This is a genomic window from Aeoliella mucimassa (genome assembly GCF_007748035.1).
In the GTDB taxonomy this organism is placed as follows: Bacteria; Planctomycetota; Planctomycetia; order Pirellulales; family Lacipirellulaceae; genus Aeoliella; species Aeoliella mucimassa.
This window is the reverse complement of the sequence record NZ_CP036278.1, coordinates 97420-122827: the sequence shown is the minus strand read 5'-3', so window position 1 is coordinate 122827 and position 25408 is coordinate 97420. Positions and strand designations below refer to the sequence as shown.

Genomic DNA, 25408 nt, shown 5'->3' with positions numbered 1-25408 from the left:
ACTGGCCGACCGCTGATCGCTGAATACTGAAAACTCACTATCGCTGACCAGCCGTGGGCCGAACCGCGGTATCGCGGCGAAGTGCAGCACTGGCCGCAGCCGCTTGCTGCTTGGTTGGATTCGGCGCCTGCGTGGTGCCAGCCAGGTAGTTATCGATACGAGCCGACGAGTAGATTTCGTCGTATCGCTTGGCCATCGCCAGGCGAAGCTTCTTTTCGAAGATATCCTGCATCAGGATGTCGCGAACAGCAGCGAACTCGATATTCTGCGGCTTGGTACGTTCTTCGAACTTGAGCACGACGTACTTGTCGCCGAGCTGAAGGATGCGAGGAGGATCGCCCGGCTTCATGTCGAACGCGACCTGCTCCAACTGAGGCTGACCGCCGTGCAAACGAATCGGCGGTACCTCGCCACGCAGTGCTTTGCTGGTAGGCTCGATGGAGTACTGCTCGGCAAGCTCACCAAAGTAATCGAGCGTGGGATTCGCCCGGGCTTTCTCCCAGACTTCCTGAGCCCGACGCATGTCGGCCAGCACCACGGCCCGGCAGCGAACCCGCTCGCCGTAGTTGGCTTCGTAGCCCTTGCGAAGATCATCCTCGGTCACCTGAACCTGCCCAGAAGTCAGCTTCTTGAGAGCTGCCGAGGGCCAAACCGAATCGCGGAGGTAATTCTTGTAAGTAACCCCTTGTTCCTCAGTGGTAGTTTTCACCCACTCCTGCACGTCGGCATTGCCTTGATCGTCGACCACGCCGGCCAGTTTGGCTGCGTGAGCGATCTCGGCGTTGAGGTCTTGCTGCGTGACAGTCTTGCCGGCAGCCTTCAAAGCTTGCTCGAGCAACTTGTGGCCGATTTCCACCGACAGCACGTCCTGCCCGTGACGAGTCATGGCTTCTTTGCCAAGTTCGCTAACGGTGATCTTGTCGCCGTTGACCAAGGCCACGACGTCGGGCATTTGCTTGCTGAGCTGCGGATCGTTGAGCACGTTTTGCACAGTAGCCACCTTCTGGTACTCAGCAAACCGATTAGCCGCTTCTTCACGAAGCTTACCATCGCGGATCAGTTCTTCCAGCTCGGGACGAACGGCTGCGAAATCAACACCACGCGGAGGATTGATGCCTTCGCACTTAAGGATGGCAAATTGATTACCAACAGGAATGATGTTCGAGATCTGACCAGGCTGCAGCGAGAACGCGGCCCGCTCGATGCCGGGGTCGCCGATGTGCTGGCGAATCGGTTGGATCAAGCCGCCGATGCTGGCGCTGTTCACGTCGATCGAGTCGCTCATCGCCAAGCGGGCGAAGTCGTCGGGGTTCGCGGTAAGCTGCTGATGCAACTGCTGAGCGCGAGCCTGATTGCCAACCACGATAATGCGGGCACGAACGCTCGCTCCGTACTGCTTTTCATATTCTTGACGAAGCTCGGTGTCGCTCACGGTCAGTTCGGTAGCCACCAGCTTACGCAACGCAATGGTCGGCCAGAGAATGTCGCGTTTGTATTCCTGCTCGGTGATACCACGCTCGTTCGCCAGCAGTTCCAACCAGTGCTCGCGGCTCAGCTTGAATCGCTTGGCCATGCGCTCCACTTCGTCTTCCACTTCCTGCTGGGTAATGGTGATGCCACGCTTCTTGCAATGGTGCTGGATGAGCTTCTTGTTGACCATGCTCTCCAGAACGTCTTCGCCATATCGCTCGGCACACGCCCGTTCCAGGTCACGGCGATTGATGTCCTCGCCGTTGACGATGGCCATCACGTCGTGCTCGGGTGGCTGGTACGCAGGCTCCTGGGCGCTGGCTTGCTTCACTTGCGAGCTCGTGCGAGCCGGCGCGGCGGCTTCGGCCTCGGCGGTGGTACCAAAGTACCGAGTCGCCAGGGCAACGCCGAGCACGAGCACCGTGCTGGCAAGCATCCAAGGCCAGCGGCGCGTGCGGCTGGCAGAGGGATCAACGGAATCGTTACGGGTCGGGCGGGCCATGATGGTTCTCCGTAAACCAGTGGGATGGCGGGCGGATGCGTCGCGGCGAGAGCTTTCCTTCGCCCTCGCGGATCGCGCGCACAGTGTTTGTGGGTGGCGGAAATTACCAAGACCGCCAGAGTACAGCAAGACAGATTCCCAGGAGTGCTAGCATGCTAATCCTCCGAGCGCTCCGTGAAGCTCAGTTCCTCGTCGTCCGAATCGATATACGCGGATTCGTAGAGTTCTACGACCGCCCCACCAAGGTCGTAAATCTCCAGAGCTTTCGTTTCTCTCTCCAGCTCATCAAGAAACTCCATGTCCAACTCGATCTCTCGCTGCCGCATCCGAACCGATATTTTGGTGTCGATGTCGTCGGCCCCTTTCGCCTTGAGCTCCTCCAGTCGGACGAGCTTCTGCTCAAGATCCTCGCGCAGCTCATTGGCGGCCCCCACCAAAGACTGCTGATATTCAGATCGTTCGTAACGATTCTTGTGGATCACTTCATTTGCAAACGCGTCAGCTATGGCATTCAGAATCACCACCAGTTGGTCTTCTTGACCAACCGGGCCATGCAACTTGACGGTCATCAACTCACTATTCTCAGCAAACTCCACTTCGAGATGCTCCTGCAACCAGTCGCTGGGAGATTCCGCGCTAAGCAGCAGCGAGCAATCCTTCAGCTCAGGATTGCTGAGCGCTGCCTGAACAACTTTGAAACTGTCGAGACTTGCTCCCATCGTCGCGCGATAGTCATCGACTTGACGATCGCCGGAAATGCCCGCGTAGTTGAGATCGAATACGGTCTTCGGCGGATGCCCTTGCACGATAAAACTGCATACTGCTGTGGAGGTGGGCTCCTCCGCGTTCCAGTACCACCAGATGGCGAAGCCAATCCCGCCCGCGACCAACAAAACCACGAACACAATCCCCAACACAGCAAAAAACCGCATGGCTGGTCTCCCCCTACCAGAGTCGAGTGGCTCGCTTACGAAGCAAGCGCAGATGAGTGGACGACGAAGCGAAGCGCTGCTTCACCAGTCGTTCACTCTACTGCGCTTGCGCGAACCCGACCAGTCTTAAAAGACCAGTGGTGCAATAATAGAAAAACCTCGAGCCATCGCCAGCAACGCAATGGGGAAGCAGGTTGCTGGGAAGTGTCGCCTTGCCAGGGGAAGCCCTCCGGCGAGCCGCGTTTCCGCTACTCTTCCATCACCTCGGCTTCTTTGGCCTTGGCCGCGGCGTCGACTTCGCCTTCGTACTTCTTGGTAAGTTCCTGCACTTCGTCCTTTACCGAGTCGCGAATGTCTTCGCCAATCTCTTTATCCTTGGCCGCCTGGTCGAGGGCCTTGTTCGCGTCGCGGCGAACGTTGCGGATCGAGATCTTCGCCTCTTCGGCCAGCTCCTTGGTGCGAGCGACCATCTTCTTGCGCACGTCGCCCGACAGCGGAGGAATGTTCAGCCGCACCACTTTGCCGTCGCTCTGCGGAGCAAGGCCCAGGTCGCTGGCGATGATGCCCTTCTCGATGTCCTTGATCACCGAAGGATCGAACGGGCGGATGACCAACTGCTGTGGTTCGGGAGCACTCACGCTGGCGATCTGCTTGAGCGGGGTCGGCGAGCCATACGCTTCGATGCGCAACGAGTCGACCAGACCTGGGGTCGCCCGACCGGTGCGAATGCCGTTCAGGTCGCTCCGCATCTTGGTCACGGCTTTTTCCATCCGCTCTTCGGCATCCATCGTGATTTCGTCAACGTTCATGTCTAGTGCTCCTTTGAACTTGGAAAGGCCGGCCATTGCAGTGGGAGAACGAATTCTACCAAACCATCTGTGCGGTGCGGTCCTTTGTGGCGGGAGTGTGAATAGTCGCTTCCGGGAAGCTTGGTGTTTATACCTCGACGCGGGTGCCGATCACTTCGCCGCGAACGGCTCGCTCGATGTTGCCATCGGTGCGATAGTTGAAAACCAGGATCGGCAGCTTGTGCTCCATGCAGTGAGCAATGGCCGTGGGATCCATCACCCGCAGGTTCTTCTCCATTACCTCGGAGTACGAAAGGTGCTCGTACAACTCGGCGGTGGGGTCCTTCTCGGGATCGGCCGTGTACACGCCATCGACGCGGGTCGCCTTCATCAGGATATCGGCATCCAGCTCCAATGCCTTCTGAGCCGCGGCCGTGTCGGTGGTCACGAAGGGGGCTCCGGTGCCAGCGGCCAGAATCACGATGCGTCCCTTCTCGAGGTGTCGCTTCGCACGGCGGCGGATAAACGGCTCGGCCACGCCGTCCATCTTGATGGCCGACATCAACCGGGTTTCGCAGCCCAGCGACTCGACCGCGTCCTGCAACGCCAGACCGTTGATCACCGTGGCCAGCATGCCCATGTAGTGAGCGGTGGCTTCCTGAATGTTATGGTTGCCGGCAATGAACTGGGCACCACGCAGGATGTTGCCGCCGCCGATGACGATGGCGATTTGTACGCCTTGCTCTTTGGCCTTGATCGTCTGGCGGGCGATGTGCACCACCTCGTTCATATCGATGCCACGATCGCCGGGGCGGGTGAAGCTCTCGCCGGAGAGTTTCAGGATGATGCGGTGGTATTTGGGGTCCGACATTCTCGGTTCAGCTCGCTACGTAGTAGTAATCCTATGAAAAAGCCCCGGCCGTTATCCGACCGGGGCTTGTTAGTTGCGGTGTTAGCTGGCGGCTGCCGGCTCCGCCTCGTTGGCGGTTGTTTCACCAAGTTTCCAGAGCGTAAAGCCCTTGATCTTCATGCCGGCCGCTTTCGCAACGGCTCCCACCGATTGCTTGTCGTCCTTCACAAACGGCTGCTCTTCCAACACGATCTCCGCGTAGAAGTTACGCATCCGACCCTCAATCATCTTTTCGATGATGTTCTCGGGCTTGCCTTCGCTGCGGGCACGATCGATTTGGATCTTACGCTCTGCTTCCACGACTGTGGGATCCAGCTCTTCCTTGGTCGCCGCTTGAGGCTTCATCGCCGCGACGTGCATGCTGATATCCTTGGCCAAGGCAGCGTCGCCACCTTCGACTTCGAGCAGCACCGCGCTCTTGCCATCGTGATGCACGTAGCCACCACAAGGAGCATCGATCCGCGCGATGCGAGGCATGCGGAACACTTCGCGAATCTTGTTGACGATCTCGTCGCGAACTTCCTTGAGCTTCTTGCCAGGTTGGCTCGGGCATTCCTGCTCCCACAGTTCGTCGGGAGTCGCGGCACCAGGACCAGTTGCCAATTGCTTTGCCAGGTCGTTGGCCAAGGCCACGACTTCCTCGTTGCCAGCAACGGGAGCCGATTCGACCTGCAGCTCAATGATGGCTCCAGGACCTTTCTCGGTGTCGACGTAAATCGCCAGGCGGCCTTCTTCGGTCGAGCGATCACCACGACCGTCGATGAAGGCTTCGCCTTCCTTACGCAGGGCTTCTTTCGCAGCTTCGATATCGCCGCCCGAATCCTGCAAAGCCTTCTTGCATTTCATCATCGGAAGCTGGGTTTGATCCCGCAGCTCCTTCACCATGGCGGCAGTAATATCAGCCATCTTTGCCTCCTAAAAACTATCTGTTTGTTCGCCAGTTGCGAAATCGTATTGTGTGGGAATAAGCAACAGGGTTTAAGCGTCGGCTGCGGCCTTGGCTTCGGCTTCTTGCTCGGCCGAGGGGGCGTCGCTACCTTCGCGCTGTTGCTGCGAGTCGATCGCCGCTTGGGCCTTGCCCGCCATGATGGCGTCGCCCAGGATGCGGGTGATCAGCTCGATCGAACGCATGCTGTCGTCGTTGCCGGGGATCGGCAAGTCGACCTTATCGGGGTCGCAGTCGGTATCGATCAAAGCCACGGTTGCGATGCCGAGTGCTTGAGCTTCGCGGACTGCGTTCTTTTCTTTCTTGGGGTCGATCACCACCATGCACTCCGGCAGGCGGCTCATCTTACGCATGCCGTTCAGGTTGCGGTACATCTTGCGGTACTCGCGGTTGAGCGACGATTGCATCTTCTTCGAGTAGCTGTTGTACACTTCGCTTTCACGCAGCGTTTCCAGCTCTTCCAAGCGGGTCATGCGATTGCGAATGGTGCGGAAGTTGGTGAGCGTGCCACCCAACCAACGGTCGTTCACGAATGGCATGCCACAACGCAGGGCTTCGCGCTCTACCGACTCAGCCGCCTGACGCTTGGTGCCGACGAACAAGATCAAGCCGTTACGCGAGGCCACCTGGCCCAGGTACTTCTTGGCTCGCAGCAGGCCGCGAATCGTTTCGCGAACATCGATGATGTGGATCAGATTCTTGCGGGCGTAGATGTACGGCCGCATCTTGGGGTTCCAACGGCTCGCACGGTGACCGTAATGAACGCCAGCTTCCACCAATTCGGTAACAAGAGTTGCCACGTAGTGATTCTCCAAAGGGCACACCGGCTAAGTCCCTTCGGGCGAAAGATACCCCTCCACGGCGGGGGCCATCGATTGCCAAGCTGGGCGTCCGGCGTTAGGTCGAAATTCGGCCAGTCATGGTATAGGACTCCCCTCCACGGGCCGATCGTGCAGGCGAGCCTTGTAAACTATCGCAGGGGGGCCTTGGGGTCAATTGCCGACACGCCTCGAACCAGCCCGCGGGGCCGGCAAAAGATAGGCAAAATCGACACTACGGCTGACCGAATCCGCTGGCTAACCACCCAACCCCCTCAACCATCGCCGCAACCTATTATCACAAAAGGACTTACGGCAAGTAAATCATTCGCACCTCTGGCAGGTTTGCACGAGTCGAGCTGGGCCGACCACGAAAACTTTGCGGCCAGGCAACAAACCAGGGTAAGCTCGCGGTAACAAATCGGCCGTGAGGCCTGTTATTAGAACAGAAGCACAACGCAAATCCACCATGATTTTGTCCCGCCAAGGCGGTACTCGCCCAAAAATCTCCCCTCGTCGAGGTCAACCCACCATGCGATCGACCTACCTATTTTGGCTATCTCTACTAGCTACCCTCAGCAATTGGATGGCGGCCCCCTGCTCTGCTGCTCAACCGAACATCGTGCTGATCATGGCCGACGACCTCGGCTGGGCCGACACTAGCAACCCGCTCACCACCATGGGGCAGCCGAGCGACTTCTACGAAACGCCAGCGCTCGACCGCCTGGCCCACGAAGGCATGGCCTTCACCAACGCCTACACCAACGGCACCAACTGCGCCCCCACCCGAGCGGCGATCCTCAGCGGGCAGTGGGCCCAGCGACCGACCAACCGGGTGTATCAGGTCGGTAGCACCAACCGCGGCGGCAAGTCGGCCCTGCTCGTCGGCCCACCTCAAGGGGTCGATGGCGACGACGCCATCCCCGCCAGCACGTATACCTACGCGGAGCACCTGCGCGACAACGCGGGCTACGCGACCGCTCACTTCGGCAAGTTCCATGTTGCGACCGAGCCCGCTGCGATCACGCGCGATCATGGCTTCGAGAAGAACTTCGGCGGCGGACCGTTCGGCGCGCCGACCACGTATCAATCCAGCGCCGGGCAGTTTGGCCCGCATATCGAACCCGAACTCGACAAGTACGCGACACCTTACACGCAGGCGTATGTCGACCAAAACATTAAGCCTTACTCCACCGCAATCGACACCGCGCTGGTCGATGCGCTCGTGGGTAGCAACAAGCACGTATCGGATGCCATGACCGACGCGGCCATCGACTTCATGAAGCAACAAACCGCGAAGCCGTTTGTCGTGCAGTTCCATCCCTACGCGGTGCACACGCCAATCGGCAACAAACAAGCCCGCCCCGACCTGCTGAAGAAGTATCTGAGCAAGACTCCCGGCGAGCACGACAGCAACGCTTCGTTTGCCGCGCTCATCGAAGGGCTCGATCAAAACGTCGCCCGCCTTGTCGCCTACTTGAAGACAACCGACGACCCGCGGAATCCAGGCCAAAAGCTAGCCGACAACACGCTGCTACTGTTCTACTCCGACAATGGCGGCAAGCTTCAGCAATCGAACAATGGTCCGTTGAAAGGAGAGAAGGGCGAACTCGACGAAGGTGGCATTCGCGTACCGCTGGTTGCTTGGAGTGCGAACCCCAAACTCGTAGCGCCGGGCATCGTGAACTCGACTCCCGTTTACGGCATCGACTTCTACCCCACGTTCTCGAAACTGGCCGGCGTCGACCTGCCGAACAACACGCAACTCGATGGAGCCGACCTGTCGGCGATGCTGGCCGATCCATCCCATGAACTCGCTCGTGAGGCCCTCTACTGGCACCTGCCCGCCTACCTGATCGGCGGCGGCCGCGACCAACACCCGCAGTCGGTCGTGCGGGCTGGCGATTGGAAGCTGATCTACAGCTACGAAGATCAAACGTACGAACTTTACAACCTAAAGAGCGATATCGGCGAGCAACACAACCTGGCCAAGTCGCGCCCCGAACAGGTGCAACGCCTCGGCGACATGCTGCTCAACTGGCTCGCCGAAACCAACGCCCCGTTGCCGACCCTCGCCAGCGGAACGATGACCGTATCGGTCACCGGTCAGGCGTACCTCGACGGGAACGTGGTAACGCTCGACAAGCCGCTGGAACTCTCCGCCGGCGACCAGGTGCCGCTGGTGGTGCCTGGCGACTAGTCACTCTCGAGCTGCCGAATTCCCCGCGTACCCCACTCCCCCGCACCTGCCCGCCTACTGCAGGTGCCAACCCTGTCTTGCGACTTAGTCTCAGTATCAATAGAATAAACGCTGCTCAAACTTTCTTTTTTCGCGACCGCCGCAGTGCGGAACTTCACTGCGACGGGTAACTCCTTATGCAGTAGGCACTTAAGATGAACCGCTATCGTCGGCCAAGGCTCTCACTCCTGAGCACCCTTGGCCTGATCGCCCTGTTTCTGGCGGCTGGATGCCAACAGACGACCCCCTCCGAGTCCTCGCTCCCGGTAGCCGACCCCCACCCGGCCGGGCCGGCGAAAACCGGTATTCTGCTCGTGAGTCATGGATCGCACTCGGAGCAATGGAGAACGATGCTCACGCAGCTGGGCGACGAAGTACAAACCGAACTCGTGGCGACCGAGGGCATCGACGGAGTGAAGTCGGCCTTCATGGAGTACACCGAGCCCTCGATCGCCACCCGACTGAAAGAGTTCGACGCCGAAGGTTACACCCGCGTGATCCTCATCCCCATCCTGCTGACGGTCAGCTCGCATTCGTTCGACGACATCCCCACCATCGTCGGCTTGAAGGAAGACGCGAAGTCGCTGCTCACGCTCGAGTCCGAAGGGATCGAACGCTACACCCCACAAGCAACCGTCACCCTCGCCCCGCTGCTCGACTTCTCGCAGTTGCTCGAAAAGAACCTGCCACGGCGGTTCGCTGAGCTCAGCAAGTCGCCGGCCGAAGAAGGTGTGGTGCTCGTCGCCTACGGTAGCGAACCGTTTAACGAAGAGTGGGAAGCCTTCTTCGCCCACACCGACGAAGTGGTGCAGCAGACCACCGGCGCGGCCGAAGTGGTCCACACCTGGTGTGGGCACATCGCTCACTACTCGGGCGATCCCACGAAGCAAGCGATCGACGACCTGCTCACACGCCGCGAACGAGTGATTGTGATCCCGGTGCTGGTCGCCCGCGACGAAGGGTTCCAAGGACGCATCATCGGCGGCGCGGTGGCCGAGTCGTCCGCGCCCGAGCGCGTGGCCTACGCCGGCGATGCCATCCTGCCCGATAAAAACCTGAATGAGTGGATCGTGACCATCGCCCGCAAGTTGCAATCCGAGTCGACCGAATCCCCTGCCAGCGAGTAAAGGAACCCTCCGATGAAAGTCAAATGGCGTGCGTGGGCGTTGTTCCTGCATCGCGACCTGGGCTACTTCTTTACCGGCGTCGTCGTGCTGTACGCGGTGTCGGGCTTAGCAATGAATCACGCGGGCGACTGGAACCCGAACTTCGTCGTTGCGAGTCGCGACCTTACGCTCGAACTGCCGAACGAAGCGACGCAAGTGACCACACAGCAAGTGCGTCGTTGCCTGGCCGAGGTTGGCGAAGAGGGGAACTATCGCAGCCACGATTTCATCTCGTCGCAGCGGATGAAAATCTACCTGACTAATGGCGACATGGTGGTGAATCTCGCGAATGGATCGACCCACCACGAAACGATCGGCCGCCGCCCGGTGTTGTACTACCTGAACCGGTTACACCTGAACCCGGCGAAATGGTGGAAGGTGTTTTCCGATGTCTTCGCGATCTGCCTGGTGCTGATCGCAGTGACGGGGATGATCGTCGTCCGCGGCCGCAACGGCCTGGCCGGCCGCGGCAAATGGCTCGTCGCCGCGGGACTGATCGTACCGCTGTTGGCGATGTTTTTGGTGTGAAGCGGAAAGGAATAGCAACCGCGATTCATCAACGAGCAGCCGAAGGCTCCGCTTGCAACGACTTGAGTAGCCCGAAACACATGATGATGATCAGTACGCAGAATGGTAGGCCAATCACGATCGAACCGGTCTGCAAGGCCTTAAGCCCGCCGGCCACGAGCAACACCGCGGCCAGCACTCCTTCGAGAATCCCCCAGAACAAACGCGTTCCCAAGGCAGGGTCTTCCTTGCCGCCCGAGGCGATGATGTCGGCAACCATCGACGCGGAGTCGGACGAGGTAACGAAGAACAAGATCACGCTCAACGTCCCCAACAGCGCAGTAACTGCCGAGAAAGGATAGGCGTCCAACATCACAAACAAGGCAGTCGCAGTGGTATCGCGGCGCTTCGTAGCATCGTCCGAGAGTACTGGCTCCGTCAGGTAGCCGCCAAGCGTTAGCTCTTTGGTCTCCGACGCATACGCACCGACCAGCCGATCCTCGTCGGTCGGTCGAATCGGAACCCCATCGTCCGCTTGCACCAACACGCCGCGGTCGTACTCGACGGGGATGCCACTTTTGGTCTCGAACCCTTCGTCGGTCGCATGCAAAAGCACCCCGATCGGCGTGGCAATATTTCGGGCGTTCGGACCAACCAGCCATTGCTCGTCGGCAGTGAGGGGAAGGCCCGTTGCATCATCAAGTGTTTGCACGACGTATTCGTTCGGCTCGTACTTCTCAGCTACGGTGGGAGTATTGCTGACGCGATCGTAAATCTCCTGATGCAGCGCTGCACCGCCGAAACCTGTCATCCAGATGGCCGCAACCGCCGAGGGAACCAGCAATACACCGAGGATGAACTCGCGTATGGTACGGCCTTTGGAGATACGGGCGATAAACATGCCGACGAATGGCGACCAGGAGATCCACCATCCCCAATAGAATACCGTCCACGCGCTGAGCCAGGCGGTGTTCGACTGGTTGTCGTACCCCCCGGTGCGAAACGAATTGCGCGGCAACTGTTGAAAATAGGTACCTACGTTGGCAACGAGACTATCGAGCAGAAAGATCGTGGGGCCCGCGACGAACAAGAATATCAGCAGCCCGCCGGCGATCACCATGTTGAACTCGCTCAAACGACGAATTCCGACATCCAATCCCGACACCAGCGACGCGACCGCCATGGTAGTGATCACGGCAATCAGCACAATCTGAACTCCCACGCCTTGAGGCAAGCCGAACACGTAGTTCAGCCCTGCATTCACTTGCTTGGCTCCCAACCCCAGCGAAGTCGCCAGTCCGAACAAAGTGGCAAGCACCGCGAGCACGTCGATGAAATTGCCGATGGGGCCGTGTATGCGATCTCCGATCAATGGGTAGAAAGCCGAACGAAAGCTGAGCGGCAAGTTCTTGCGATAGCCAAAGTAGGCTAGCGCCAAAGCCACCAATGCGTAGAGCGCCCACGGGTGCAAGCACCAATGGAACAGCGTGATCCCCATCGCCTCGCGAGCGGCATCCAACGTACCAGCTTCGCCCGCGGGCGGAGCCAGGTAGTGCCACATCGGCTCGGCGACGCCGAAGAAGAGCATGCCGATTCCCATCCCAGCGCTAAACAACATGGCGAACCAGGTTGCGCGGGGAAACTCAGGACGCGAATCGTCGGGCCCTAGTCTGATATTTCCATGTCGACTGAAACAGAGGTAGACCGCAAACACCAGAAAACCGGTCATCGAGGCAATGTAGAGCCAGGCAAAATTGCTCGCGATTCCGCTCTGCAAGCGGTCGAACAACAATAGCGCGCGCCCTGGCCAAGCGGCCACTGCTGCAACGAAAATCAGCAGCAACGCAGCAGCGGTTGGGAACACCACCGGGTGAGCATCGAAATCAACCCGCCCTAAGCGGTAACTGACAGTTGCCACACGGGCGTCGGATTGATTCACGGGCTCGTCGGGCTGAGTGTCAACGGCGGAAATGGAACACCCCCCAGGCAAGCAATCCCGCGCGGCCACCTTCGACCCAGTGTCTTAGGCCAGCCTTCATGCGCTCGAGATAATCGGCACTGATTTGCTCGGTGAGTTGCGACTCGTTCGCTTCGGTTGTCGCCAGCACGCTCGCGTAATGATTTACCAGTTGGTGCGTAAGATCTTCGAAACCAACTTCCGTAAGCCCTGCTTCTTTGGCCGCGCTACGATAGAACGACGGAGATGCCAGCGAGGTCAGATGCAATCGATCAAGAATCGGTTGCAGCGACCCTGCGGGGCAATCGTCGGCTTGCATCGGGTCGGTAAACACGAGCTGTCCACCTGGCTTAAGCACGCGGGCGGCCTCGGCAATCACACGATCACGGCGATTGCTATGCAAGAACGCATCTTGCGACCAGACCACGTCGAACGCTGCATCCTCGAATGGCAGTTCCTCAAAATTGCCATCGACCACCTCGATGCGATCCGCAAGTCCTTGCTTTTCGTTGACCTTTCGATTCCGCTGGTTCTCGACTTCACTGAGATTCAGGGCCGTCGCGCGACAGCCATATTCACGGGCCATATGGCGCACCGCACCACCGAACCCAGAACCGATATCGAGAAAACAGGTTTCCTCTGTAAGCGGCCCGAGTCGCTCGGCCATGCTCCGCACCGTGCGGTGACTTGCATCGGAAATGGAATCGTTTTCCGATTCATAGAGCCCGATGTGAATGTCTTCGCCGCCCCAGACCAACGCGTAAAACGCATCGGCATCGTCACTGTTGTAATAGTCGCGAGCGACCGTTACGGCCTGATTTTGTGAGCTACTCATTTGCTTACCACCTCGGCATCTTCTTCCACTTTGTCGTCAACGCGATAGATTTTCTCGGCAACGTGAATAAAGAAGTCGGGATCGTCTTCCCGGTACGTCTCCTGAAAATCACCGTAGGTGTCGATCTTCTGGAAACCAACTTCATGCATCAGTCGACGCAGGTACTTCCGCCGGAGCGGGAACATGTTGAGGTGGTACACCGACTCGTCGGGGAAACTGTAGCGGAAGCGGGCGAGCCCATCGTCTACATGCTCTGGCTCGGCCGACACCTGATCGCCGCAGTAGTAATAGGTGTGCTTGCTATTAAACCCATCGTCGAGAATGCCATCGTAATTGCGTTGATCGATGATCAGCACGCCATCGTGCTCGAGCATGGCATAGTATTCGGCCAACGCTTTGCGGCGGTCGCGCTCGTTGAAAAGGTGCGTGAACGAGTTGCCAAGGCAGATGATGGCATCGTACGTGCCATGCACGTCGCGATTGAGCCAACGCCAATCGGCTTGCACGGTGCGGAGAATGTGACCGTACTGCTTGCCGTTGTCAAACGCTTTGGCAAGCATTTCAGGGCTACCGTCGGCACTTACGACCTCGAAGCCTGCTTCGAGCAAACGCACGGAGTGAAACCCCGTTCCGGTCGCAACATCAAGCACTTTTTTGGCTCCGCGTTCGCGAAGCTGCTCGATAAAGAAATCACCTTCGGTCTTGGCTCGACTTTCCCAGTCGATCAATTCGTCCCACTTTTCGACGAACCCCTTGACGTACTCGTTTTTGTAATTTTCGGACAACCGAGTTTCTACTGGATTGTCACCGAATTCCTGTTTACGTGGTGCTGCTAATGGTTTTTCGCGGATGACGAGCCTCCTTTTATCTAGGCGCCAGACCACAATCTGCTGGCGTACCGAATCATTCGACAGTGAACAGGTACGATTCTAGTACGTCGTCCCGGAAGTCATTTCCTATAGAGTTCAGGGAAGACGCGTTTGGCGTCTTTTCGATGGAAGGTCCAATTGATTTTGATTTTCTTCCGATTGCGGTCGCGTGAACAGTGGGAGAGTTCGCTTTGAACCTTGTCGAGCGAAGCCAACCGACGTCCCAGGCATTGTCGCTGTATGGCCGAGATTTCGATCTCGGCCATGTTGAGCCAACTGGCATGCTTGGGGGTAAAATGCCACACAATCCGCTCCAGCATTGGCCGAGCCGCCTCCTCGCCAAAGGTTTCGATCAACGACTTCTCGTTGTGCGTGTTGAGGTTGTCCATCACCAGATGAACCCGCTCTGCGTCGGGATAGCGCTTCAAGAGGTCGCGGACGAACCGGGCGAAGTCGGCTCGCTTGCGGTGACGCTTGGCCTGAACGAATCGCTTGCCCGCCTTCGGCTCGACCGCCACGAACACGCTGCAGGTTCCGCAGCGGCGGTACTCGTAGTCCTGCTTCGCGATCTTGCCGGGTGCCGCGGGCTCGGGCGGCCGCGCGTCGTCGACCCTCTGATAGGGCTGCTCGTCGAGGCAGACGACCGGCTCGTTCGGGTCGAGCGGCTTCTCGTACTGCTCGAGGACGTCCTCCATCCGCTCACAGAACTCGTCGTTCAGCTTGGGCACGCACCAAGTTTTTTTCGCCACGGCTTCAGGTCGTGTTCCTTGAGCCACAGCGAGACCTCCGTCACGCTGAGCGAATCGACGAAGCCTTCCTTCACCGCGTGCTCGCACAACAATTCCAGCGTCCAGCGAGCCCGTCCCTCGGGCGGCTCGCTGCACGCCAGGGCGATTACCTGTTGCTGCTGCCGCTTGGTGAACTCTGGGGGGCGGCCCGAGCGAGGCGCATCGTACACCGCCCGCTGGACGCCCTCTTCGCAGAACCGCTTTCGGACGGCTCGGACGTTGCGCGTCGTGCAGCCCACATGCTCGGCGATCTCTTCGTCGGTGCATCCCGAGTCCGATTTCAATAATATCTGGCAGCGACGCACCACTTGCGCCGCGCGGGCGCCTGAGCGTGCTAGCTGCTCCAAACCTCCACGGGCCTGGTGGTCCAGGCAAACAATGTGCTTTTTCATTCCGCAGCATATAGCAGCGGAATGGATTTCAGGAAAGACGTACTAGCAGCAAAGCCGCGATGCGCCTAACGACGATTGATAACCTCCACGCAAATACATGAAAGCACGTTCACTGCTGAACGCCAATTTCGTCGATGCTTGACTACGCAGAATCGCACTGCGAGCGGGGATCCAACCATGAATCATCACTAAATAGAGATACTGCATGCACAAACTGGATTACCGCGTGCAAGCACCCGATATTGAGCGATTGCTGCAAGATATCCGCCCCTCGAGAATCCCGCAGATCGCGCGTCGTGCGGTCATTTGTAGCCACTGGAGTCGTCGCCGGCCATGAGATACTCGGTAACTTGCGAGTGTGGAGCCCAGCTTGAGGTTTCCGCTACCCAAGCCGGTTCGACGCTCCCCTGCCGGCGTGGCGATACAGTCGACGTGCCGACGCTTTCGGTGCTCAGGAAGTCGGCCGGGCAGAGTGCGATTCCGCTGAACACGGTCGAGCGCATCCGAGCGATGATCCAAAGCGGCGAGCTACCGAACGGAGAAATTTGCCCCTACTCCCACCGCCCAGCGAATTGCACGGTCTATTTTCATGTGCAGTGCGAACGCTCCTGGGTACGCGGCGGCGATAACGACACCTCCGCTACCGACATTCTGTTCATTCTTGTTATCGGGTGGATTGGGCTCCTCTTTTCAGCATTTCGCTCCCGGCCTCGGGAAGAACACGGGCGCGAGACTTCCATCGAACTCCCGCTGCGAGTCTCTGGGAATGCGAGTGCTAAGATCGTCTCGCTTCGACAACAAAAGAAACTCAATAAACTCCTGCGCGAGGTGCCGATCTACGCGGAACTGCTGAAGGAGTTCCCCGATGCGAAGGTGCAGCCTTTGAGTTTCGCGGAATGTCATAGCGATTCGACTGTCACATCACCGTAGCCATCTGGCGGTACTGTCACCTACTTAGCCTAACGACTCTTCTCGCCTGTGTTCTACTATCAGGTGTCCAGTCACGTCGCCAGTTTTGCGACGAGCATCTATCAGGTGAATCCACTGGCTTGCAAGACATTCCCCCATCGAAACACATGTAAAGCGTGCTTGACATTATGTAAAGCTCGCTTTACATTCCAATCGTGGCAGGCCAAGGATCCTAAGACGCCAGACCCCATGAAGATTCACTTAAAACATCATCGCCTTGAAAGTAAAGGCATGACCCAGCAAGAACTCGCGGATCGCGTGGGAGTCACGCGGCAAACGATCATCTCTGTCGAACGAGGCCGATATAAACCCTCGATCGAGTTGGCGTTGCGGCTCGCCCGCGTGTTTGGCGTGCCCGTCGAGGCGTTGTTTGAGCTGGACCCCGAAGAAGGAGAGCAAACATGAACGCTCATCGCGTCGGCTTGAAGCGGCCGTTCATCGGATCGCAGCATTCGATCACTGGATTCATCGCACTCGTGCTGGTGGTCGCCGGACTGTTGCTGGGAGTGACCGTGCACATGGGATTCATGGCTCTGATGGCCGCCGGGGCGTTTGGGCCTGGGGTACTTCGTCAGCTGGGGCTGCTCGATGATCTCGACGAGTTCCAAAAACAAGCGGTCGCCAAGTCGGCCCTGAGGGCGTACCTGGTGAGCGGCATTCTGTTGATGGCCGTGGTGATTGCCGACAACTGGAATCGCTTGAGCCTCGGCAGCGAGGCCATTCCCGCATCGACCGTGGTAGTGGTGATGCTCGTCGTGTACTACGCGAGTTACTGCCTTAGCTTCTGGGACACTCGCAAGGCGGTGTCGCGCGTGCTGCTGGCCTTCGGCATCTTGTGGCTGGCGTTCGTCGTGCTCAGCCACAGTGGTGAACCTCAGGCGTTGCTGGGCGAAGGGCTGCTAGTGCCAGGCCCATTCATCCTGGCAGCAATTCTCTGTCGATACTGGCCAAGGACGATTGGGGCACTACTGCTCGGACTGAGTGTGTGGACGATCTACTTCTTTCACATGATTCCCTCAGGTGCAGTCGACTCGCAACAAGTCCTCCAGCAGAGCTTCACGTTTGTGCTCATCCCACTTCCGCTAGCAGTCGCAGGAGTGGCTCTCATCGCCGATGGCAACAAGCAATCGAACGACGACGACAACTAGCGACCGCGACGTTGGCTCTTGTTGCTCGTTGCAACCATGCACACCACACCTCGAGAGAAAACGCGAACGATCTTGAGAAAAAGGATTGACTCCCCCTGCGATGTGCAGTATTGTCTGCACATCGAAAGGAGCATCCCATGTCGCGATTCACTCCAGGCGAACTCGCTGTCATGCAAATACTCTGGGAGCATGGCGAACTGAAGCCTGGCGAAGTTCAACAACACTTTCCCGAGCCGATTAAGAACCCGGCCCTCCGCTCGTACCTGGCGATCTTGCTCGAAAAAGGGCATGTCACCCGGCGCAAGGTGGGCAAGGCGTACTTCTACAAAGCCGTGACTGGCCGAAAAAAGGCGTTTCGCTCGACCATCCGCGAAATTGCCGACGTGTACTGCGAAGGTTCCGCGAAACAGCTGCTGCTCAATCTCATTCGTAGCGAGAAGCTCAGCGAAGCGGAATTGCTCGAACTCAAACGCCTGGCCGACGGGCCCAACAACGACGGATAAGAGGCAAACTATGTTACTGACACTCCCATCGCTTTTGGCATCCAGCGAAAGCGAACTACAGCAGTTACTCCAGCCGCTGGTGCGAATCTCGATCGTACTCTCCATCGCCTGGCTGCTTCATCACGCGCTAAAGCGGGCAAACCCACAACTACGGGTACTGCTATGGCGGACCACCACGGTCGGATTGTTTCTCGTCGCGTTGGCGAGCCTGCAATCCTACCATTGGAATCTTCCGCTGCTACCTGCGGTTTCGACCAGCACAAGTCGACTCGCGGAGACTCCGAACCACTCGGTAGACAACATGCACGGTCCCTTAGTGGTATCGCGTTCCGACGCTGCAGTTGCCGAAGCCCCCACGGCTATCGCTGTACCGGAATCGGTAGGGACCGCTGCTTCCCAACTACGAATCGAACAGCATCCGCACTACGTTTCCACCGCCGAACCAGTCGGTGCGACACGCATGACAATCAACCTATCCCAATCACTGCTGGTCGTCTGGCTACTTGGATTCGTAGCCATCAGCTTCAGCTGGCTTGCTAGTTTGTACCGCGGTGCGTCTCCCTTGCCGCGCGACATCGCACGCGAAGCGCGGGCCATCGCCTCGCGAATCGACTACTCTGCTACGCTGAACATTCGACACTCGGCAAACATCGACATGCCCTGCACGATTGGGCTTTGGACTCCCTGCATTCTCTTGCCGAGCAGCCAGTGCAATTTGGCAGCACGCGATGAACGCCAAGCAAGTTTGGCCCACGAACTGGGGCATTGCAAACGGCACGATCTACGGTGGAATCACCTGCTCGCGCTATTGCAGGCGGTACTTTGGTTCCACCCGCTCGCCTGGAAGATTCGGCTGGCCCACACCGATGCGTGCGACGAGCTGTGCGATACGATCGCCGCTCGATGCCTCGGCAATGCGACGCTTTATGGAAGATTGCTGGCCGCGGTGGCGGTTCGCGCGGCGAGTCGCCAAGCGGCGTCGGCGCTCGCTATGGCTCGGCGTTCTCAGGTACGGATCCGCATCGAAGCGGTGCAGCACAATCTCGCGCGTCGGGCGATCGGCTTCTGGCAAGCCGGCACTATTTCGGTGTCTGCGTTGCTAGTCGTTCTGTTACTCGGCACCGTTGGAATCACCCGCGCCGAGCCTCCCGTCGTCGAACAGGAATCGCTTGACGAAACGGTTGATTCGCTTGTTCCTTCTCCTTTCCGATTCCCCGTTACGCGGTTCGAGGTGGAAGAACCTGAGTCCGATGTGAACCCGAACGACATCGACATTGCGATACTCGACGACGCCGATCCAACGTTCGATCCCGACAAGCCGCATCACGACACGCTCCGAGTATTCGACACCGATGGCGATCTGCTGTGGTCGCACACAGGCTTGAACAGCATCGTTAGCGTCGGCGGAGTGCATGGAGTCGCCATCGACCGTCAGCGTGGGCGAGTCTACGTTTGTGAGCCGGTGAGCAAACGTATTACCGCTTTCAATCTGGCAGGCACCAAGATCTGGCAAATCGATGGCATTAATGCCGAATGTCTGGCGGTTGACGGGAAAACTGGCGACATCTGGTGCAGCGGAGGGAACTCCCTTAGCTCCGGAGAAACCGTGGTGTTCAACATGGATGGTTTTGAACTGCCAGGATTCCCCCACCGAGCCATCGACATGGCCTACGACCCGCATACCGATGCATTCTGGCTGGTTGGATTCGAAGTGGTCAAACTCACTCGCGAAGGCACCGTGTTGTTCCGCGAGCCGGTGAATGGTTGGATATGTGCTTCGGTGTCGGTCGATCCGAACACTGGCAACGCCTGGATCGCGGAACGTCGCCATTCGCAAGAAGCGGATAGCCGGAGCCATCTATGGTGCCGTGGTCCCGACGGAACCGTTCGTCGCGAACTCAGCCTTGGAGCCGATCACCTCTTTGTGGTCGAGTGCGAACCAAAATCGGGCGACGCTTTTTTCAGTGGCTATCTCACAGGTTTGAGACGCGTCTCGCTCGAAGGCGATCCGCAACAGATTAGCCAGCTGAACGCCAAGAGCATCGAGTTCAGCCCGGTTGGCAACCTGTGGGTGACCACGACGGACGCGATCCAGCGAATCGACGAACAAGGCAAAGTGCTTGAGTCGATTCCCTTCTCGCAAGAGCCCTCACCGGAAGAGAAAGCCACTTCGTCACTCGACAACCACCCCACTGGTGCTCTGGAAACGTCAGCAAATGTCGAAAGCACAACTGCGACCAACAGCGGCATCGAGATTGCTATTTTGGACAACACCGATCCAACGTTTATGAAGGACCAACCACACCACGATTATCTGCGGACCTTCAACCGCCATGGCGACGAGCTCTGGTCGCAGACGGATTTGAACAACGCAGAGACAGTCGGCGGGGTGCATGGTGTTGTCGTGGATCGACAGCGCGGGCGGATCTATATTCGTGAGAACGTCGCGGGCCGCGTTTCGGCTTTCGATCTCGCTGGGACCAAGCTCTGGCACCTCGACGGAGTGAACGCGGGTTGCCTGGCGATTGACCAAGCGACCGGTCATCTCTGGTGTGGTGGCTCGACCTTCTCGTCAGGTAATATCGAGACCGTTGTGATTGATCTCGATGGCAAGCAGCTAGCAGCATATCCCTTTGCCGCACTCGACATGGCCTACGATCCAACGACCGACGCCTTCTGGCTGGTCGGCCCCGAAGTGATCAAGCTCGCCAAGGATGGCGAGGTGTTGTTCCGTGAATCGATGAACGGATGGTGCTATGCTTCCGTCTCGATCGACCCTAACAACGGAAACGTCTGGATCGCCGAACGCAAGCACACCTACGACGGCAAAGGCAAAAGTTCCCTCTGGTGCAGAAAGGCCGATGGAACAATCCTGCGCGAGATCAACCTGGAAAGCGACGACCTGTTTGTGGTCGAGTGCGACCCAACATCAGGCGAAGCTTACTTCAGCGGTTACAACACAGGGCTGCGACGTGTGTCGCTCGATGGCGACCTCCAACCGGTTAGCGCGTTGAGCGTCAAAAACATCTCGATCACCCCTTCCGGCGATATTTGGATCGCGACTACCACTGCAGCGATGCAGATCAACGAGTATGGCAAAGTGCTGCAGAAGCTACCCTTCTCGGCCAAGTCGCCCCAGGCGTGGATCGCTACTTTCTGACGTAGTGCAAGCGGCTACTCTTGATGCTCGTAGACATCGATCTCACTGAAGAAGGTGGATCGATCGGTGGACTCGATAATCCACAGCAAGTGCCGATAGGGCCCCATACCCGACTCGCCAGCAGTCAGTATGCTGGCATGAATACCACCAGGATCGAGCACATCCGTGTTCACAATTCCCACGAGTTCCCACCCTTCGGCGTCGGTTGCGGTTTCGAAATCGACCGCTGGCATTGCTTCCGATCGTGCTCCCCAGACAGTGAAGTTCTGAAAACTCCGATCGAGCCAGTGCGTTGAGTATGTATGAATCGATTGCAGCTTCGTGGGACGCTGCAGGTCGAGCGAAAACCGCCCTTGCCCGTTGTACCAGAAGTTGCGTTCCAGATCGTCGTAGTTGCGAGCGGTTAACCCGTCGTTGAGTGCGGGTGCCACATTGTTTTCCAACATCAGGGTATCGGGGTGCGGCATGAATTGCCCCCCTAAGGTCTCCGCACGGAAAACGAGTCCCCGCTTGGCAGCAGCAAAGTCGTCGTCCGAGGGTTTTCCGAGCGTTAGCTGCTCGACCTTCAGCGCCCGCTCAATTTCACAATCGGCCACCGGCTCCGGCAGTACTCCCGGATGAATCAGGCCCGATCCAATTTTTGGCTGATGGTGCATGGCTGGTTCGGGAGCGATGGCCATGGCTGTTTCCAATGGCACGGCCACGATGCCGTACATCACACGCCAGTGGATGGGGGGATCGAGCGCTCCCAGCACCACCGGCTGAGGCTCGGGAACATCGATGTACCAGACCGAGCACGAACGCTCGAGACTCACTCCAGGACCTTTGTCGAGCTTCTGCCAGGAGCGTTCGACGGAAAAGTCGTCTTCGTCGATGCCGACATCGTACCCAGTGTCGGTGAAGCGGCTACTTAACCATTCGGGCACGCTCAGGCGATTGTCCATCAAGACAAACAAGCGGGCGGGCTGAACCAGGTCGACTGTAACTTCAATACGATCCTGGTACTTATCGTCACAGAACGGCATGATGTAGTCGCCACCGCGGAGCATCTTCGGCAGGCCGTAAGTTTCCGAGATACCATTCCATTGGTACTTGCGATCAACGAACGCGGGGGCGTCTTCCACGAACCCACCATGCACAATCTGGTAGGCCTTGGAAGTATCGCGTGTGGAGAGATTGTCCCACACGTCGCGAATCACCGGCGCCGCGTCGGGCTTGAGCGCGAGCGCCGCACCTGGCAGTGGGTAATCGGATCGCGTGACCGACACAATGCGTTCGGCCAGTCCATCCTCGGTCACACGCAGCGCGATGCCTTCGGTCAACAGATGACTCTGCGAAGGACGGCGCAAGGCGATTTCGCTCTTTACCTCGTGTTCGGTTGGAATCTCACGGTACTCCATCGCAACCTTGCCGGAGAAGACAACCGTGTCGGTCACTCCCGACTCGGCGACCGACACCCCGAACTCGGTCCCCAGATCGGTGACCTTGGAGTTGGGCGTATCGACTCGAAAACCGTGGGCCGACTCCGACACCCGAGCCGTGAGCGTTCCCTGCAGCAACTTTGCACGCATGGGAGAAACCACGCTGAGCTGCGTCGGTCCGACGAGCAGCACCTCGGCCCCACAGTCGAAATGCAGGTAGGTAATCTCCTGGTTGGTATCGATGGTGTCGCCCACCCGAATCGGTCTGCCCTGCTGCAAGGCCTCGACGAGACTCTCGCGCGGCGTCGCGCCGGCTAAGAGCGTACCGACGCGCTCCGGCAGGTTGGCATTTGCCGTAGCGGCGTTCTGCTGGATCCACAGCGAAGCTAGCTGATCGCGATTCGCAATCGCGATTCCTATTAGCAAGCAAGCAGCGAGGCCAGCCACCCACCAAAGACGATGGTGACCGAAGGACTGGCTTCGCGCGTGGGGTGCGCGAAGCTCAGTCCGTCCGGTCGTTCCTGACTCTTGCTTGGTCGCGACATGCGTTTCGTGGGCGGTACCGTGTAACAGGGCGACGCGGTCGACCAACTGAAAATGCCGCTGCAGCACCGCTTCTCCTGCCAAGTAGTCGCAAGTGAACTCGCGGGCAGCAGCATCGGCAAGGAGTAGTTGATTGAGCTGCGCGAGTTGCTCCTCGGTTGCTTCTCCCAACACAACCATGGCAAGCAGCATTTCGAGCTCTTGATGATCTGGCATCGAGTTGTTGGGTTGGTGATCCACGATAGGTGTATTCTGTGTTTGTTGTCGGAACTCTATAGACGTTCTTCCAGGGCCAGTCGCCGATCGATGCAATGTTCCAAGGCTCGACGGATCCGCAAGTAAAGGCTTTTGACCGCTTCGACGGTTCGACCGGTCTTGCTTGCGACCTGACGCACCGACTGCTGCTGGGCGTAGCGAATCTGCAGGAACTCGCGATTCCGCTCCGGCAGTTCTTTGATGCATTCCATCAAGGCTCGGCTGCGGCAACTCGTCTCGCTCGTGCGGTGAGCGGCAACGTCCATCAGCAACTCGACCACTTCGGGAGAGAACGTGTGCCGGTCGCGGCGTTTCTTTCGCATGAACGCAAGCACCTCGAATCGGGCGACTCCGATAGCCCACGGCAAAAACGGCGCGGTCGGGTCGAACACCGAGGCCTTCTTCCACAGCGCGATGTTGGTCGCCTGGAGCACGTCGAGTGTATCGGGATGGTTCCCCAGCGACGACATGATAAACGCCTGCAAATCGACCTGATGATCGGTCAGCAATCGTATGAACGCGTCGACCGGTTCGTCGCGTGGATCAGAGTCTGCTGAATAGTGCTCGTGATTCATCTGCCCTAGGCCCGGGACGCCGGGTCGTGATTACCGCCTGAGAGTCCTTACAGAAAAGTACCAGCAATAGGGGACTCAAGAAACATTCTGCCGATAACGGCCAGTTGGTGGCGACGAAAATTGCAAATTCGCGAAAAAACGATCGCCGCGTCTCGAGAAACCGAAGCCGCTCCGCCCGACGAGGTCAAGTTTGCAAGATTCCGATTTTTTTCGCCACCCCACACCAGGTGTTGGCAGAGTTCTCATAGCACGGTCAGGCGGCCTTGTTACCGATGTCTCTAGTTTCTCTTCGAATCGGCTTAGCTTGCGCTGCCTGCTGCTGTGGGTTTTCTTTTCCACGCCTAGCCAAACGAACAACTTTCTTGTCACTATGGATAAACGACAACGCGCATTCACGTTAGTGGAGCTGTTGGTGGTGATTGCCATCATCGGCATCCTGGTCGCTTTGCTTCTGCCAGCGGTGCAAGCCGCGCGCGAGTCGGCACGCCGCGCCCAATGCACCAACAAGCTGAAACAGCTTGGCCTCGCCGTGCAAGGCTACATCTCGAGCCACTCGGGCGAGTTGCCACCAGGTTCGCCTGGGCAGGGCAAGCATGGCACGTTTACCTACTTGCTTCCTTACCTCGAACAGCAGGCGATTTTCGATCAGATCGATCTCGAACGGGTCACCTACCGGTCGTATAGCGATCCGATGCGGATGGAGATCGTGCCGGCGCTCATCTGCCCGAACTATCCCGAAGAGCCGATCCTCCGCAGGCCAGGCAGCCCAAACACCGAGGGAGCTTTGAGCACCTATCAAGGCACCGGCGGGGCTTTTGTCGTTTCGCGGCAAGAGCGCGATGCTTCTCCGCGGTTTGGCGATTTGCCGCTCAACGGTGTGTTCCGCTGGGGTGAGCACAAACGCAAACTCCGCGAAGTGGTCGATGGTACCAGCAACACCTTATTATTTGGCGAGTTCGTGCATGTCGATCGGCTACCGGGACTCTACTCCGAACTCCCTGGCAACTTGCGACCGTGGATGGCCATTCCCGCGCTCTCAAGCCCTGACGACAAAGTGAGTTACCAGTTCAAAGTCGCCGCGTACGCACCGAATACGCCGGTGGATCGCGAGGCGGACGAAACCCCGTTTAATCACTTGCCATTTACCAGTTTGCACGTGGGAGGCACCAACTTCGCACTGCTTGATGGCAGCGTGCAGTTCGTTATCGACGACATCGATCTCGATGCCTTTATCGCTGGGTGCACCATCGATGGCGAGGAGATTCTGTCGCTGGGAGAGAAGCGTTGAACCACTCCCAATTATCACTGTTAACGACGCTGCTTGGCGTGCTGCTCGTGACCGCTGGATGTGGTCAGACCGATCAGTACGCACCCGTGAAGGGGCAAGTGTTCTACAACGACCAACCCGTGACGACCGGCGTCGTGATGTTCCAGCCGAGCGATGGCCCTCCGGCGCGCGGGCGGATCGAGCCCGATGGAACCTTCGAACTCGAAACCATCGGCGAGGCTCAAGGAGCCCGCATCGGTGAGAACAAAGTGCGCATCTCATCTCGACAGCCCCCTGCGGATCCAAATGCCGCGGAAGTGGGACTCGGCAAACTGCTGATCCCTCGACGTTACACCGACTTCAAGACCAGCGGACTCGTCATCGAAGTCGAGTCCGATCGTACCGAACCGTATGTGTTCCGCCTCACCGATTGACCTCCGACGACTCA

General features: G+C 58.3%; 24 protein-coding genes. 10 read left to right on the top strand and 14 right to left on the bottom strand.

Translation table 11 applies throughout. The features are described from left to right. Positions 1-37: 37 nt before the first annotated feature. From Pan181_RS00495 to rpsB, 6 genes are all read right to left on the bottom strand, one after another. On the bottom strand, positions 38-1972 hold the full coding sequence (locus tag Pan181_RS00495; RefSeq protein ID WP_145244969.1) for a peptidyl-prolyl cis-trans isomerase: 1935 nt from the start codon (positions 1970-1972) through the stop codon (positions 38-40). Between the two features lie 155 nt (positions 1973-2127). Next, the gene (locus Pan181_RS00490; RefSeq protein WP_145244968.1) at positions 2128-2871 is read right to left on the bottom strand and encodes a GumC domain-containing protein; all 744 of its coding nucleotides are present in this window, start codon (positions 2869-2871) and stop codon (positions 2128-2130) included. A gap of 281 nt (positions 2872-3152) precedes the next feature. After that, positions 3153-3713, bottom strand: coding sequence for a ribosome recycling factor (frr, locus tag Pan181_RS00485; RefSeq protein ID WP_145244967.1), 561 nt, complete (start codon positions 3711-3713; stop codon positions 3153-3155). A 127-nt stretch (positions 3714-3840) separates the two neighbouring features. Further along, positions 3841-4563, bottom strand: a complete 723-nt coding sequence (pyrH, locus tag Pan181_RS00480; RefSeq protein ID WP_145244966.1) for a UMP kinase — start codon at positions 4561-4563, stop codon at positions 3841-3843. A gap of 81 nt (positions 4564-4644) precedes the next feature. After that, on the bottom strand, positions 4645-5508 hold the full coding sequence (gene tsf / locus Pan181_RS00475) for a translation elongation factor Ts (protein WP_145244965.1): 864 nt from the start codon (positions 5506-5508) through the stop codon (positions 4645-4647). 72 nt (positions 5509-5580) lie between these two features. Continuing rightward, on the bottom strand, positions 5581-6348 hold the full coding sequence (gene rpsB, locus Pan181_RS00470) for a 30S ribosomal protein S2 (protein WP_231943710.1): 768 nt from the start codon (positions 6346-6348) through the stop codon (positions 5581-5583). 550 nt (positions 6349-6898) lie between these two features. Between rpsB and Pan181_RS00465 the strand changes: the two genes are divergently transcribed. From Pan181_RS00465 to Pan181_RS00455, 3 genes are all read left to right on the top strand, one after another. Beyond that, positions 6899-8566, top strand: coding sequence for a sulfatase (locus Pan181_RS00465; protein ID WP_197528742.1), 1668 nt, complete (start codon positions 6899-6901; stop codon positions 8564-8566). Positions 8567-8760: 194 nt separating this feature from the next. After that, positions 8761-9732: a sirohydrochlorin chelatase gene (locus tag Pan181_RS00460; protein ID WP_145244962.1), complete on the top strand. Its 972-nt coding sequence runs from the start codon at positions 8761-8763 to the stop codon at positions 9730-9732. A 12-nt stretch (positions 9733-9744) separates the two neighbouring features. After that, a complete protein-coding gene (locus Pan181_RS00455) occupies positions 9745-10299 on the top strand; it encodes a PepSY-associated TM helix domain-containing protein (protein ID WP_145244961.1) in 555 nt (184 codons plus the stop codon). A gap of 28 nt (positions 10300-10327) precedes the next feature. On the opposite strand, the gene Pan181_RS00450 is transcribed toward Pan181_RS00455, so the two are convergent. The 6 genes from Pan181_RS00450 to Pan181_RS25845 all read right to left on the bottom strand — a co-directional run bounded on the left by Pan181_RS00450 (position 10328) and on the right by Pan181_RS25845 (position 15622). Then, the gene (locus Pan181_RS00450) at positions 10328-12217 is read right to left on the bottom strand and encodes a BCCT family transporter (RefSeq protein ID WP_197528740.1); all 1890 of its coding nucleotides are present in this window, start codon (positions 12215-12217) and stop codon (positions 10328-10330) included. Between the two features lie 19 nt (positions 12218-12236). Beyond that, a complete protein-coding gene (locus Pan181_RS00445; RefSeq protein WP_145244959.1) occupies positions 12237-13070 on the bottom strand; it encodes an SAM-dependent methyltransferase in 834 nt (277 codons plus the stop codon). Beyond that, positions 13067-13954: a glycine/sarcosine N-methyltransferase gene (locus Pan181_RS00440; RefSeq protein WP_449187985.1), complete on the bottom strand. Its 888-nt coding sequence runs from the start codon at positions 13952-13954 to the stop codon at positions 13067-13069. Before Pan181_RS00440 ends, Pan181_RS00445 begins: the two co-directional genes overlap by 4 nt. A 65-nt stretch (positions 13955-14019) precedes the next feature. Next, positions 14020-14667 carry an IS630 family transposase gene (locus Pan181_RS00435; protein ID WP_145244957.1) on the bottom strand — a complete coding sequence of 216 codons (648 nt, stop codon included), beginning with the start codon at positions 14665-14667 and terminating at the stop codon, positions 14020-14022. Continuing rightward, positions 14655-15119, bottom strand: coding sequence for a helix-turn-helix domain-containing protein (locus Pan181_RS00430; RefSeq protein ID WP_145244956.1), 465 nt, complete (start codon positions 15117-15119; stop codon positions 14655-14657). The genes Pan181_RS00435 and Pan181_RS00430 overlap by 13 nt, the downstream gene beginning before the upstream one ends. A gap of 302 nt (positions 15120-15421) precedes the next feature. Beyond that, positions 15422-15622, bottom strand: a complete 201-nt coding sequence (locus tag Pan181_RS25845; RefSeq protein WP_197528738.1) for a hypothetical protein — start codon at positions 15620-15622, stop codon at positions 15422-15424. Between the two features lie 7 nt (positions 15623-15629). On the opposite strand from Pan181_RS25845, the gene Pan181_RS00425 reads away from it, so the two are divergent. The 5 genes from Pan181_RS00425 (at position 15630) to Pan181_RS00405 (ending at position 20899) form a co-directional block, all read left to right on the top strand. Beyond that, positions 15630-16049, top strand: coding sequence for a hypothetical protein (locus Pan181_RS00425; protein ID WP_197528737.1), 420 nt, complete (start codon positions 15630-15632; stop codon positions 16047-16049). A gap of 228 nt (positions 16050-16277) precedes the next feature. After that, the gene (locus Pan181_RS00420; protein WP_145244954.1) at positions 16278-16493 is read left to right on the top strand and encodes a helix-turn-helix transcriptional regulator; all 216 of its coding nucleotides are present in this window, start codon (positions 16278-16280) and stop codon (positions 16491-16493) included. Next, the gene (locus Pan181_RS00415; protein ID WP_145244953.1) at positions 16490-17236 is read left to right on the top strand and encodes a hypothetical protein; all 747 of its coding nucleotides are present in this window, start codon (positions 16490-16492) and stop codon (positions 17234-17236) included. The genes Pan181_RS00420 and Pan181_RS00415 overlap by 4 nt, the downstream gene beginning before the upstream one ends. Before the next feature lie 137 nt (positions 17237-17373). Beyond that, the gene (locus tag Pan181_RS00410; RefSeq protein ID WP_145244952.1) at positions 17374-17739 is read left to right on the top strand and encodes a BlaI/MecI/CopY family transcriptional regulator; all 366 of its coding nucleotides are present in this window, start codon (positions 17374-17376) and stop codon (positions 17737-17739) included. A gap of 10 nt (positions 17740-17749) precedes the next feature. Further along, positions 17750-20899 (top strand): M56 family metallopeptidase, encoded by a 3150-nt coding sequence (locus tag Pan181_RS00405; protein ID WP_145244951.1) that lies wholly within the window; start codon positions 17750-17752, stop codon positions 20897-20899. A 14-nt stretch (positions 20900-20913) separates the two neighbouring features. On the opposite strand, the gene Pan181_RS00400 is transcribed toward Pan181_RS00405, so the two are convergent. Beyond that, a complete protein-coding gene (locus tag Pan181_RS00400) occupies positions 20914-23103 on the bottom strand; it encodes a FecR domain-containing protein (RefSeq protein ID WP_197528735.1) in 2190 nt (729 codons plus the stop codon). Between the two features lie 32 nt (positions 23104-23135). Then, a complete protein-coding gene (locus Pan181_RS00395) occupies positions 23136-23693 on the bottom strand; it encodes a sigma-70 family RNA polymerase sigma factor (RefSeq protein WP_145244949.1) in 558 nt (185 codons plus the stop codon). 370 nt (positions 23694-24063) lie between these two features. On the opposite strand from Pan181_RS00395, the gene Pan181_RS00390 reads away from it, so the two are divergent. Together Pan181_RS00390 and Pan181_RS00385 are read left to right on the top strand one after the other, a co-directional pair. Continuing rightward, a complete protein-coding gene (locus Pan181_RS00390) occupies positions 24064-24981 on the top strand; it encodes a DUF1559 domain-containing protein (RefSeq protein ID WP_145244948.1) in 918 nt (305 codons plus the stop codon). Continuing rightward, complete coding sequence (locus tag Pan181_RS00385) at positions 24978-25394, top strand: hypothetical protein (protein ID WP_145244947.1); 417 nt, start codon at positions 24978-24980, stop codon at positions 25392-25394. The genes Pan181_RS00390 and Pan181_RS00385 overlap by 4 nt, the downstream gene beginning before the upstream one ends. Positions 25395-25408: the final 14 nt, after the last annotated feature.